At 50.1% G+C, this 12,533-nt stretch carries 9 protein-coding genes and 1 pseudogene; 4 read left to right on the top strand and 6 right to left on the bottom strand.

The features are described from left to right. Positions 1-13: 13 nt before the first annotated feature. Complete coding sequence (locus L6439_RS02675) at positions 14-4,501, bottom strand: non-ribosomal peptide synthetase (protein ID WP_213470039.1); 4,488 nt, start codon at positions 4,499-4,501, stop codon at positions 14-16. 314 nt (positions 4,502-4,815) lie between these two features. Here L6439_RS02675 and L6439_RS02670 point away from each other — a divergent pair, with 314 nt between their 5' ends. Beyond that, positions 4,816-5,865: a phosphotransferase enzyme family protein gene (locus tag L6439_RS02670; RefSeq protein WP_213470038.1), complete on the top strand. Its 1,050-nt coding sequence runs from the start codon at positions 4,816-4,818 to the stop codon at positions 5,863-5,865. Positions 5,866-5,990: 125 nt separating this feature from the next. Here the strand turns inward: L6439_RS02670 and L6439_RS02665 are convergent, their stop codons facing one another. Next, entirely contained in the window at positions 5,991-6,656 is a 666-nt protein-coding gene (locus tag L6439_RS02665; RefSeq protein WP_168179721.1) for an amino acid ABC transporter permease, read from the bottom strand. Positions 6,657-6,670: 14 nt separating this feature from the next. Further along, a pseudogene (locus tag L6439_RS02660) lies at positions 6,671-7,502 on the bottom strand (amino acid ABC transporter substrate-binding protein). 299 nt (positions 7,503-7,801) lie between these two features. Between L6439_RS02660 and L6439_RS02655 the strand changes: the two are divergent. From L6439_RS02655 to L6439_RS02645, 3 genes are all read left to right on the top strand, one after another. After that, positions 7,802-8,662 carry a helix-turn-helix domain-containing protein gene (locus tag L6439_RS02655; RefSeq protein ID WP_213470036.1) on the top strand — a complete coding sequence of 287 codons (861 nt, stop codon included), beginning with the start codon at positions 7,802-7,804 and terminating at the stop codon, positions 8,660-8,662. After that, positions 8,622-9,329, top strand: coding sequence for a transglutaminase-like domain-containing protein (locus L6439_RS02650; protein ID WP_168179724.1), 708 nt, complete (start codon positions 8,622-8,624; stop codon positions 9,327-9,329). The genes L6439_RS02655 and L6439_RS02650 overlap by 41 nt, the downstream gene beginning before the upstream one ends. 139 nt (positions 9,330-9,468) lie before the next feature. Beyond that, on the top strand, positions 9,469-10,308 hold the full coding sequence (locus tag L6439_RS02645) for a hypothetical protein (protein ID WP_213470035.1): 840 nt from the start codon (positions 9,469-9,471) through the stop codon (positions 10,306-10,308). A gap of 87 nt (positions 10,309-10,395) precedes the next feature. On the opposite strand, the gene L6439_RS02640 is transcribed toward L6439_RS02645, so the two are convergent. The 3 genes from L6439_RS02640 to L6439_RS02630 form a co-directional block, all read right to left on the bottom strand. Next, a complete protein-coding gene (locus L6439_RS02640) occupies positions 10,396-10,998 on the bottom strand; it encodes an AAA family ATPase (RefSeq protein ID WP_213470034.1) in 603 nt (200 codons plus the stop codon). Between the two features lie 24 nt (positions 10,999-11,022). Further along, positions 11,023-11,448: a GNAT family N-acetyltransferase gene (locus L6439_RS02635; RefSeq protein ID WP_213470033.1), complete on the bottom strand. Its 426-nt coding sequence runs from the start codon at positions 11,446-11,448 to the stop codon at positions 11,023-11,025. A gap of 530 nt (positions 11,449-11,978) precedes the next feature. Beyond that, complete coding sequence (locus L6439_RS02630) at positions 11,979-12,263, bottom strand: hypothetical protein (RefSeq protein ID WP_213470032.1); 285 nt, start codon at positions 12,261-12,263, stop codon at positions 11,979-11,981. Positions 12,264-12,533: the final 270 nt, after the last annotated feature.

The following is a 12,533-nucleotide window of genomic DNA, read 5'->3' as shown; positions in this document are numbered from 1 at the left end:
ACCCCCTGTTAACTTAAAATTGAAAATCTACGTAGTCCGGTTGCACAGGCTCCGGTGCCGGTTCCTCCGATAAGGAAATATCGGATATCCGTATATCCGGCTGCCGTGCTACCTGTTCGAGAATCTTCACGTATCGTTCTATCCATCGGTCCGCGGTAATGGGCAAAAACAGATCGGCGGCATATTCCAACACAAGCTTCACGGGCACCTGCTCTTTCTCGATGACCGTGAACGTCAGGTCGAACTTCGCTTGTTGGCGGTCAATGGACTGCAGTTCAACCGCAGTGTTGCCTTGAAGCAGCACTCTCTCCTCCTCGGTCAGCATCGTGAATACCGTATTGAACAACGGTTGAGAAGGGTTCCTGCTCCCCCCTCCTGTCTTCCTGACCAGTTCAGCGAAGGGATAATATTGGTACTGCAGCCCGAATAACAAGGTACTCTTCACCTCAAAGAGCAAGTCATCGAATGTTCGGAACGCTCTTGGAAAATGACGGATTGGCATCGTGTTGACGAACATTCCGGTAAGTGGCTGCAGATCCGGATGCCATCTTCCGGAAAACGGCACGCCGACAATGATGTCCTCTTGTCCTGAATATTTGTGCAGCAAAATGTAGTACGATGCAAGCATTAGGGAGAACAGCGTCGTTCTCTTGCGAGAAGCCATTTCTTTCAGCTCTATGGCCAATACGGAAGAAATTTCCTCTTGTATGACCGAACCTGTTCTTTCTTGAGAGCGTTGGTGCGGAAAGTCCGACGGCAGCCGAAGGGAGCCGGGCGCGTCCTTCATTGCGGACAGCCAATATTCCTCGGCCTTGTTCCATGCTTCTGAGCCGCGGAGCTGATTCTCCCATACCGCATAATCCTTATATTGCAGATGCATCGCTTCAAGCGGTTTTTGCTGATAGATAGCAACAAAATCCTGGAGCAAATTCCGGACCGACTGCCCATCCGTAATCATATGATGAAGATCCCCTGCAAGGACATACGACTCCTTGGCTAGCCGCAACAGCTTTATGCGCAATAAAGGCGCTTGCTCCAAATGAAAAGGTGTAACAAAACGACGTAATGCATGAGGCAAATCATCGCATTTGATTTCTTCATATTCGAGTGAAAAGGAAGCATCGGAATGAACGCGCTGCACCACTTCCCCGCCTGCCGTATGGAAACTGGTTCGGAGAGATTCATGTCTCTCGATTAACAATTCAAACGTTCTCTCCACGCGCTTCTTATCCACCTGCCCGGCAATCTTCATATAGAAAGGCAAGTTGTAAGAAACTTGATCTCGCTCCCATTGACTGGATAAATACATCCCTTGCTGTGCCGATGACAGCGGATAATCCCCCTTTGCCGGCGCAGGCGTGATTCTCGAAAGGCCGCTTCTCTCTGCCGCCGATAGAAATCGGGCCAGCGCAGCAATGCTTGGATGCTGGAAAATATCCTGAATGGTGACGGTAATCCCCAATTCTTTTTCAATCGCGGTCACGAGATACATCGCTTGCAGGGAATGTCCTCCCAAATCCATAAAATGCGCATCCGCAGGAACCGCCGATTCCAATGATAAGGTCGCGGTCCATAGATGAAGCAATGCGTAATCCAATTCCGTAACAGGGCGAAACGTGCTGCCGTTATCCTCTTCATCCAACCGGGGAGCAGGAAGGAGCTTCGTATTCAACTTCCCGTTGTGGTTCACAGGCAGATGATCCAATTGGATAAAATAACCGGGAACCATATATTCCGGCAGACGCAACGCCATATGCTCACGAAGCCGCGAAGCCGGCAACTTGCCGTTCCCGACCACATACGCGCATAAATAGGGGTGGCCATGGGCATCCTCCCTGGCGACTACGGCTGCTCCGGTTACGGAATCAGCCGCAAGAAGCTGCGATTCCACTTCGGCAAGCTCTATGCGGTAGCCTCGTATTTTGACCTGCCGGTCCATTCTCCCCAGAAACTCCAATTCCCCATCCATCGTCCATCTGGCCAGATCCCCTGTGCGGTACATGAGGGATCCGCGCCGGAATGGATTGGGGACGAATTGCTTGGCCGTTAATTCGGGATTGTTCCAGTACCCTCTGCCAACCCCGCGCCCGCTAATGCACACCTCTCCGGGAGCCCCCAAGGGCTTGAGGCGATCGTCCCGATCCAGGATATAAATATCCACGTGGTCGATAGGCCGGCCGATTCGAACCGGATTCTGCCCGAATTGACGATTGACCGCAGACCATACGGTTGTTTCCGTAGGTCCGTAGAGGTTGTATACGTTGGCCTCAAATTCTTGCTGGAGCGTGTAAATTAAACGGTCTGACAATGGCTCCCCGCCAAGTAAAAAATCCGTTACGGACTGAAGGTTTGAAATATTTGCAGGATGGTTCAGCAACGTCTTCATTCTCGTGGGTGTGGTCTGCAGGATATTGACTTGATGTCGATTGACAAGTTCGCAGAGCTGCAAAGGATCTTTCTGCTGAAGACTGTTGGCCAAGACGATTCTCATGCCCAAGACAAGCGGCAGCAGAATCTCCACGACAAAAATATCGAATGAGAAAGTAGACAAACCGAGAATCGATTTGTTCCGGGAGAAAGCAATGGCCCTGGCAAAGGACTCAATAAAATGAACCAGGTTGCGGTTCTCGATCATCACTCCCTTAGGCTTGCCGCTCGTTCCCGACGTATACAAAATATAGGATAGATCGGTTCCCGTGCTCGATGTCGGCACATTCGCCACAGAACCTGCCGGCAGGGGAATATCAAACACATTAAGCACCTGTTGATGTTGAATCCAATCTATTGCGAGGGGATGCGTATGCTGGTCTGACATAATGAAGCGGGATTGGCTGTCATTGAATAAATCATGTATCCGTTCCTTCGGGTAATCCGGGTCCACAGGAACAAATACTCCGCCTGCTTTCATTACGGCAAGGACGGAAGCAATCAGATCGATGGAACGCGTCTGACAAATGCTCACGACACATCCCGGTTCGACCCCCATGTCGAGCAAGCGGCCTGCAAGTTGATTGGCTCGACGATTCAATGCTTCGTACGTCCACTCCTGTCCTTCATATACGAGGACGGGGAGCTCCGGCTCTCGCCGGACCTGTTCCTCGAACCACTCATGGTACAATCGGCCGTTGTCCGCTTCCGCAAACCTTGAGGCAGCCAGCGCCTTCTCTAACATGACCTGGTTGTACCGTTCGAGAATATAACCAATGCTCGCGCTCATATGCTCGGCAAGGGCAACAAGGAAAAATTCGAAATCATTAATTAATGCTTCAATAAATGCTTTACAGAATAACCGTTCGTTGTAGGATACGGAAATCGTGAGGCCGGAGAACGTCTGTATCCCAACGGATATGGGATAATTGGTATGCTCTCTCATGGAGTAGGAAGTGATTGCAAGAGATTGAGGCTGATTGTTCTCGCATGCGATGAGCGGGTAATTCTGAATGACCAATAAGGTATCGAACAAGGCATGGTGCGTGACTTCGCTGTTTTGAATGATTCGGACAAGAGGATAGGCGCTGTGACGTTCGCTTTCCCTCATCATAAGATGCGTCTGCCGCAACATTTCAAGCGTATTTTGGGCAGGGTTCAGATCGATTCGAACGGGAAGCGTACGAATGAATAGGCCCACCATGTCCATGATTCCGTCAAGATTATCATTTCTGCCGGACACCGTCGTTCCGAACACGACATCATTCCGGTTCGTATACACGCGCAACAACAGCCCCCACGCTGCGTAGCACAAATTCGCTGCCGTCATGTTATATTTCCGCGCTTGTTCCTCGACCAATCTTGCGTGTTCAGGTGAAATCGTATATCCATAATAGCCAATAAGAGGAACGGTAGATACCGCCGTCGGCTCGGTAGGCAGCAACGGGGAATGATTCATTTCAGCCAACAACTTCTTCCAATAGGCGGCATGTTCATCCATGTTTTCATTGTTAAGCTTCTTCAGATAAGGGAACGTTGTATTCTTCACGCGCTTGTCTACCGGCTTCCCTTGGCTGAGATGCTCATAATTATGTATAAACTCTTTTATAATAATGCCAGTGCTCCATCCGTCATACAGGATATGATGACTGCTAATGACCATCTCGCAGCGGTTCTCGCCGAGCTTGCAGAGCATCACTCGAAAGGGAACTTCTTGCTCCAGATGAAACCCCCGCCGTATATCCGCTTCCTTTGCTTCCCGGAGCTTGTCCGCGCGCTCCGCCGGGCTTGCGCCAGAAAGATCGTAATATTGAATTTGTACCGTATGTTTCTTTAAAATAATTTGTACCGGCTTTCTCAGTCCGGTCCAGCGAAAAAGAGAACGAAGCGCTCCGTTCGCGGCAACCACGTTATTCCACGCCCGCTCGAACGATTCGGTCTCTACCTTTCCGCTCAAAGAAAGCGATAATTGTTCGAAATACTGACTTTCATCCCGGTCATAGACATAATGAAATAAAATACCTTCTTGGGTTGGTGTTACAGTAATAATATCTTCGACATTGTTTTTATCCAAATACACTCCACCGCCTTAATTTGACATACAGCGGCTTGGTCTCTCTTGGTAAGGAGAGTGCCGCCTTTCTTATGCAGCGATTATATGGATGTCAACACACGATGTCGGAACCAACATCTACCGGGGTTACCATAGTGCCCCATGCAAGTCATTTTATAAGGTATATTTGAAAGATATGGTTATAATGCATTATAGCACTAAAATAAAGGTGTTGATAGATAAATTAAAAAATTATTCAGTTTATAACATTTTTTCCTTAGATGTACGTGCAGCATGATACAAAAAATAACGGCAACGGAGCGTGATCGCGTCTAATGATGACAAAGCGGCATATTGAACATATTTTGCAATCCTATGTCAAGGATTCGATCCAGTCCTATCACCTCATCGACAATAGCTATGAGGATGAATACCGGTATATTGCCATCGTGGAGACCGCGAAGCATGGGCGTCTTGTCTTCAAATGCTATAGCGATTCGCATACCACCGGCGATAAAATTGACGGCTGGGCAAGGCTGGCGCAGGCGTACCGGGAAGGCGGCATTCTCACGCCGCGCTTCTATCCCGCGGACAACGGCAGCTATAGCGCAGCCATAAGCGTGGAAGGCATTCCATTCCATGTGTGGGCGGAAGAGTATATGCCCTATCCGACCATGGATGATCGGGAGCTGGATATGGAAGACATGAGCGGCGGCTTTCTGGGACAATTGGGGAGCTGTATGGGGAAAATGCATACGATCGCGCTCCAGGAACGGATTGAGTATGACTGGAACAGTCCCTATGTGCTGCTTGATCCGGAGGAGGAGAACTACAGCGACGCCAAGCAATGGTATGAAACACTCAAGTATTCGGAAGCCGATTATGCTCTTATTGAAGAAATATGGGATGTCTACAACCGGAAGCGCAAGGAGCTGGAAGCGGCCTTCCCTGGACTGCCGGCCGGCGGAGTGCAGGGGGACTTGTCGCTGAACAACCTCCTGATCGATGACGATCGGAAGCTGGCGGGCATTATCGATTACAATCTGGCCGGCCAGGACAAATTCGTGAGCTATATGATGCAGGAGGGCATCTTCCTCTGCTTCGAATGCTGCCGGGAAGAGGGGCTTGATCGGGAGACATGCGCCGAGTTGGAGCGGCGCTTCAAGCATTTTTACGCGGGCTACGCCAAGCAATATCCGCTGTCCCAGGCGGAATGGGACGTCGTCAATGTGCTGTACAACATCATCCGGCCGTTCCGCTGGGATAGAGTGAACCATACGCTGCAGGCGGCGCAGGCCGGGGCCTGGCAGGAAGTGAACGAGCGCCTGCGCTGGATGCACCGCGAGTTGACGAGAGAGGATATCGTGGAGTATCTGGAATCGTAGCGGCTCGCCCTTCATCGCCCGGGAAGCGGCGGACGGGACATCCTTCATCCAATGGAGACGATGGAGAAATTGCCCCGTCTCCGATAGGTTTGCGCACATCTCTAATGTCAATCATAGACCTGCTTCTACCGAACGGCGTAGCGTTCAAAATATTTTTCCGTCCTCGTCTGCAGGGCGGACAAAATCGTGCTGAACAATAAATAAAGAAGCGCCACTTCGCAATAGATGAGCATATGCTCGTAGGTGGCCGCCGCAATCTGCTGCGCGCGCTGGAACATCTCCGTCACGGTAATGGTCGCGGCCAGCGAGGTATCCTTCACCAGGCTGATGAACGAATTCGACAGCGGGGGCACCGACACCCTGGCCGCTTGCGGAAGAATAATCCGGCGCAATATCTGCCTGCGCGTCATGCTGAGCGATTCCGCCGCTTCCCACTGTCCCTGCGGGATCGACTGAATGGCGGCCCGCAGCACTTCCGAGTTGTAGGCGCCGACGCTCAGCGAGAACCCGATTACCGCGGCCGGGAAGGCGCCAATCGTAATGCCGACGCTGGGGAGACCGTAGAAAATAATAAACAATTGCACAAGCAGCGGCGTCCCCCGAATGATCCAGACATAGAAGCGCGCGGCCCACACGAGCGGCCGGATATTCGACAAGCGGGCCAAGGCCGTCAATAAAGCGAGCGCCAGACCCAGCGCGAACGAGATCAGCGTAAGCGGAATCGCGAACAACAACCCCGATTTAAGCAAGGGCCATAGCGAATCGATAAAGATCTGTATGTTTTTATCCATAAGCAATCACCCGATTAGTTCGAAATGTCGGCATTAAAATATTTTTCGGAAATGGCCAAATACGTGCCGTCGGCCTTCATGTCCGCCAAGGCCTGATTCACCGCGTCGACCAGATCCGGATTCCCCTTGCGCAGCAGGATGCCGCTGCGGGACGCATTCGCATGCTCCGCCACGGCCTTCACCTTGGCGTCGGGACGGTGCTTTTTGAAATCGAGGAAGGACAGGCCGTCGTTGACGGTGACATCAATGCGCTTCGATACAAGCAGTTCGATCGCCTGGTTGAAGCCGTCCGTCTGCACGATGTCGGCGCCGTTCTCTTTCGCCAGCTCCGTCAAGTTGGAAGTGAGCGATTGGCCGGCTTTTTTGCCTTGAATATCCGCAAAAGCCTTCACGTCCTGATTATCTTCATGCACGATAAGCACGGCCTTCGACACGCTGTACGGCTCGGAAAAGTCATACTTCTGCTTGCGATCCTCGTTGATGGCCACCTGGTTCACCACGATGTCGAACCGCTTCGCGTCCAGACCCGCGAACATCCCGTCCCACTTCGCTTCGGCGAATTCCGGCGTCACCCCCCAGCCGCCTCGCGACCTCTTCGGCGATCTCGACGTCGAACCCGGTCAGCTTGCCGCTGTCGTCATGGTACGTGAATGGCGGATACGTCCCCTCGGTGCCGATGCGCAGCTTCCCGCTCGCCTTGATCTCTTCCAGCAAGCGGCCCGCTTCCGCCGATGCGGCCGCCCCTTGTCCGGACTTCGCCTTCGCGCCCTCGCTCTGGCTGCCGCAAGCCGCCAGCATCATGGCCGCAAGGGCAAGCAACAGGAATGTTACCGTTCTTCTCTTCATCGCGCACAACCCCCTGAACGTGAAATATCATTCGATGCCATCTTATGAATCCGATGATTGTTCCGATGATATCACGGTTCTTGGGGGGAAACAATATTTTTTTCGCATAATTCCCATCTACTAACTATGTTTTATGATGGAGCCGCCTCATTCCGGGCTGGACAGTCCTTCATCACGCGCCAATGACTGTGCGTCTCCGTCTTCCGTTCCGCTTGCCATTCCGGCATGGCGTGGCATACGATGAAGAGGACAACGGTCCTGCGGGCCAATGATATTGAGCGGGAGGGTATGACATTGCCATGATACGGACGCCATACGACTTAATCCTGTTTTCGTGCGAGGATCATATTTCTTTTCTGACCAAAAAGGTCGATGCCAGGGATCATGTCCATCACTATATTCAAGTAACCGTTGGGCTTGAACATGATTTTGATATCACCATCGCCAATCAGCCCTTGCGGGCTTCGGGGGTGATTCTTCCATCCAATACAAGACATAAGCTGTATGGGGGCGAAGAATGGCAATGGTATTTATTGGTCAATCCGGAATCGCTGTTCGGCGAGATGCTGAAGCGGACCTTTTTGCACAGGAACGACGCTTATGTTCTCGACCCGCACACGGTAAATCAATTGAGGTCTATCGCTACGGGGTCCTTGCTTGAATCTGCTTGTCCCGAAACGTATATGAAGGCGTTCGGCCGAACCAGGGAAGCGCTGGGGCTGCAAGCTTCCGGAATTCATCATGCGCTGGATGATCGGATTGCGGACGTGCTAAGCCGCATCGAGCGGTCCCCCTTGCATCGCTTGACCGTCAAGCTGCTCAGTGAACGCGTTTATTTATCGGAAAGCCGCCTGTCTCATCTCTTTAAGGAAGAGGTCGGCATTTCTTTATCCAGCTACATTCTTCTTCAAAAAATGGAGACGGCATTTCACTATATTTTTAGCGGACATACGATGACGGAGGCTGCCTTGGAGGCGGGATTCAACAGTTCTTCGCATTTTACCCGCACGGCGCGGGACAAGCTCGGCATGGCTCCGCGCGCCATCGTGCAGAATAGCAGATATATGAAAGTCAATTCGCTCCATCTCCCTTATAGTCAAGCTAGAAAGGGTGATGATCATGGAGCGCATTCCATATTTGCAGGCGACGAACCTTGTTGATTACAACCATCCATCCATTCGCAAGCTGGTGGAAGAACGCCAATGGGACCAACTCTCCGACTACGATAAAATTCGGGCAATCTATGATTTTGTGCGCAACGAGATTCCATTCGGCTACAACCGGAGCGACGATATTCCCGCTTCCGAAGTGCTGCGGGACGGCTGCGGGCAATGCAATACAAAAAGCATTCTTCTCATGGCTCTCCTGCGCAAAGCCGGCATTCCCTGCCGCATTCACGGATTTTACATCGATAAGCGCATGCAAAAAGGGGCGTTAACCGGCTTGGTTTACTTTTTTGCGCCGCAGAAAATCGTTCATGCCTGGACCGAAGTGTTTTACGATAACAAGTGGCTCGCTCTGGAGGGGGTTATTATCGACGATCCGTATCTGAGCCGGGTCAAGGATAGGTTGTGCAGCTCGGATGGAGGGTTTATCGGTTACGGGGTAGCCGTCAAGAACCGGGATCAGATCAACCTCTGCTGGCGCGGGGACAGCACGTATATTCAGAGCTTCTCCATTACCGAAGATTTGGGATATTACGACCATCCGGATGAGTTCTTTTCCGCGTACAACAATACGAAGAGTCCTATCAAAAAGATGCTGCTGAATCTATTGCGCAAGCGGGTGAACAAACAGGTGGATGCCATCCGCAAGGGAACCAGATAGCAGACGATGCCGGGCCAGCGGGTTGTCCCGCTGCTGCGGCAGGGTTCAACGGCGAAAAAAAGGAATTTATTAAAAATGGAGGAATATTAACATGTAAATAAAGGGTGGTGCGAGGCGACCCCGGAGGAGGAAGATGAACATGATTCATTTAACGAATAGCGGAGGTGATGGAATGCCACGCCTGCCTCTTTTTGCTTTGCTCGTTATCTCTATCATGTTTGCGGCTGGCTGCCATCGTGATCCGGGGATGGAAGAAGAAAATGTCGCGAAGGATGAATTCATACTATCCTATGGCAATCAATTTCGGTATGTGATCAAAGAGGAGCAGCTTGCCTCCCCCTTTGATCCTGACCATAGTTTTCGCGAGGCAAGCCCCTTCTTGAGGAAGGAATGGTCTTCTTTAGGCATTCAATCTACCCGGGCGATAGGGAAACAGTTCTATTTCTCCTATGATCCGGAACGTAATCAACTCATCCCTGTCGATAAAGAGCGATTTCATTCCCTTTCTACAGAGATAATGAACGAACTGTACCGGCTTTCATTATATCTGATCATCGAAGAAAACGACGGGCAAACCTATCCTACAGAAGCGCGGCTAATCGGTTCCTTTGAATGGTCGCGCCCGCTGCCTGACACGTTGATCCACCGGCCCTACGCTTTGTTAGGCGCCGATGGCCAACTGGCATATGCCGAAGATTACGCATCGTTTCAAGGCAATATCGAACCAACGCCTTTCTTTGAAGGAAAAGGGTTCGGTTGGCAAGGAGAGACTAGCGGACCTGTTCCCCTCTCTGGAACATTCAGCATGATTGCCTACCAGACTCGGGAGGCAACGATATCCAAAGAACAGTTTGTATATGTCGTCCCCTTTCACCTGGATGAGCATTCTGCCTATCAAGTTGCCCATGAAAAGGAGTATATCAAAGTTTATCAGCATAGGGATACTCCGGTTGGAAATCTGTATGTACAGTTCCTGTAATTTCTGACTCCTGATTCAGCCATCGTCCCCATCGTTGACAAAAAGCCATTATCGAGAAGTCTTCCTCTCGAAATGGCTTTCTTTCGTCTATTTCCGATTACCGTTCTTGGGGGCGACGCCAGTGAAGCCTGAACGAGTATGCTTCAGAACAAACTCCGCCCTCTGTTCAACCGGCAATTTGGGTACGACCATCAGTTCATATTCAAGCCGTTGATATGTTTCATACATGATTTCATACGTTGCCTGCGCCTCTTTAAAATCCTGCACTCTTTCGCGATCGGTCTGATAAATTTCTTCCCAGGGCGGCAAAATAAATACTTGATTGTTATACCTGTATTTGCGAGCAGCAGACTCCAGTTCCTCCGAAGCCGGAGCATCGATCAAATAGGAATATGCCAAAGTGTCGGGGATGCCTCTGTCAAAAAACAATAGGTGTCCAGGATCATTCGACTGCGCAGCGTGGTAACTTTCGACAGACTTCTCCAACATGATATCGCGATACTTGATTGCGTTTCGCCAAGGCAACGCATCGCCATGGGAAGACATCTCCGCTTGAATAATCTCCCGTGCGACTTCGGGAACATACGGGTAGCCTTGTCTTTGCATTTCCTGTAACAATGTCGTTTTCCCTGCGCCAGGGCCGCCTGTTATAATGACAAAATTATCCCTGAATAATGTACACTCTTTCATTTTCTTATTCCCCCATCAACCCGGTTATATCTTTTTTTGCAAAAGAAGCTCATCATCCTGTACATAGCCGCAGCGTTCATAGGTTTTAATGGCGGCGTCGTTGTCGCTGCCTGTTAATATCTTTATATTCTTCACCCCACAGGCTGCCAGCTTCTCCTCTAGTAATGTGATCATAGAGACGGCCAATCCCTTTCTCCGGGCCGAAAGTTCCACATACATTTCCGTAATTTCCCCTTGCGCTTCCCGGTAACAAAACGATGCAAAACGTTGCGCGCAGGCAAAGCCGACCACTTTCCCGTTCATGGCCGCCACCGCAATGAATTCGCCGCTCTTGTTCATACTCTCGATAATCTCTGATACGGGCCGCCGCTCCCCGCCGTTAAAGGCTTGATTCAATCTGGAGAGCGCCTCCGCGTCGTCCGTCGTGGCCAATCTTACTTCCGTCGTCATCCGTTGTTTCCTCCCATGAACTGTTTAACCTATGTACTTATATTACGGGAATCACATCTGGGTAACCTACTAGGTGGTTATGATAATTGCTACGAGGAAAAGGGGCATAAATGTTCTGCAACAATGCAAGCGAAGATTACAGTTGAAAGGTCTGCTCACTGCAATTGTTGTTACGAAGTTCCCGTTCCTCATAGATTAGAATGTGCTTGAAATAGAGTGTACTACATGCTTACCCCCTTGTATATCAAGGGTTCTTTCTTTTCTGCCTGGAATCGGATTCCCTTCATTCTATGTATTGGCGTTGAGTCTGTGCCCAATCTGTCCCCCAGAACTGCCATGTGGATAAGATGTGGATACATTGTGGGTAAACTGTGGATTAAAAAAACCTGCTGAAGGAGCAGGGCTTGTGGGATCCATGGGGCATGCGCAACTTTTATTGTCACGGCCTCCTCAACTTCATCATAAGAAAAGAGCCCCGCCAGCGGCCCGCCAGCGGAGCTCTTTTTCATCGGTTCTTCCGGTTATTTTATTTAACTTTCATGTTCATAATATACAGTTCCACTATAAGTCGCTTCCCAATGTCCTTTCGTTATCTCTACCGGAGGTTTGGCTAAGGTTAGTTTTCCATACCATCCATTTTCCGCATAAGTAATTTGGGTAGGGATTGCCTCCCCTTTTTTATAATATTTCTTAACAGTAACAAACTTCTGTTTTGCAAGTGTGGTAATTGGAGACTTTGGAAGAGATGAGGCAGCTAAAACAGTAGACGCACCAGAGAATGAAACAGCCAATAATGATAACGATAGTACTGACATAGCAACAATCTTCTTCACAGTCATAAAACAACGATCGATCCGGACAATTCAATTTAAAAATATCAAAAATAAAGATTGTCATTCTTTCAGAAAAATGCAATAATTACTGTTAATCATAGGATTCCTAATAAAAACCAGAAAACTTCGGCCTGCTTCAACATACCTCAAAGAATATGAGATCATGCTCCAGCCAACGGCTGGAATATCGCCTTGAGTAGAACTTCCTTGTCTGCTAAGGCGCTCCCGCGCATATTCACTCCCTTCAACCTT

The organism is Paenibacillus dendritiformis, from assembly GCF_021654795.1.
Taxonomy (GTDB): Bacteria; Bacillota; Bacilli; order Paenibacillales; family Paenibacillaceae; genus Paenibacillus_B.
This window is presented reverse-complemented; position numbering and strand designations above follow the sequence as displayed.

Bases quoted from the DNA above. Each gene is read 5' to 3' on its own strand.
- L6439_RS02655 (WP_213470036.1), top strand. From the start codon at position 7,802: ATGATACGGACGCCATACGACTTAATCCTGTTTTCGTGCGAGGATCAT.
- L6439_RS02645 (WP_213470035.1), top strand. From the start codon at position 9,469: ATGATTCATTTAACGAATAGCGGAGGTGATGGAATGCCACGCCTGCCT.
- L6439_RS02670 (WP_213470038.1), top strand. From the start codon at position 4,816: ATGATGACAAAGCGGCATATTGAACATATTTTGCAATCCTATGTCAAG.
- L6439_RS02635 (WP_213470033.1), bottom strand. From the start codon at position 11,448: ATGACGACGGAAGTAAGATTGGCCACGACGGACGACGCGGAGGCGCTC.
- L6439_RS02650 (WP_168179724.1), top strand. From the start codon at position 8,622: ATGGAGCGCATTCCATATTTGCAGGCGACGAACCTTGTTGATTACAAC.
- L6439_RS02630 (WP_213470032.1), bottom strand. From the start codon at position 12,263: ATGTCAGTACTATCGTTATCATTATTGGCTGTTTCATTCTCTGGTGCG.
- L6439_RS02665 (WP_168179721.1), bottom strand. From the start codon at position 6,656: ATGGATAAAAACATACAGATCTTTATCGATTCGCTATGGCCCTTGCTT.
- L6439_RS02640 (WP_213470034.1), bottom strand. From the start codon at position 10,998: ATGAAAGAGTGTACATTATTCAGGGATAATTTTGTCATTATAACAGGC.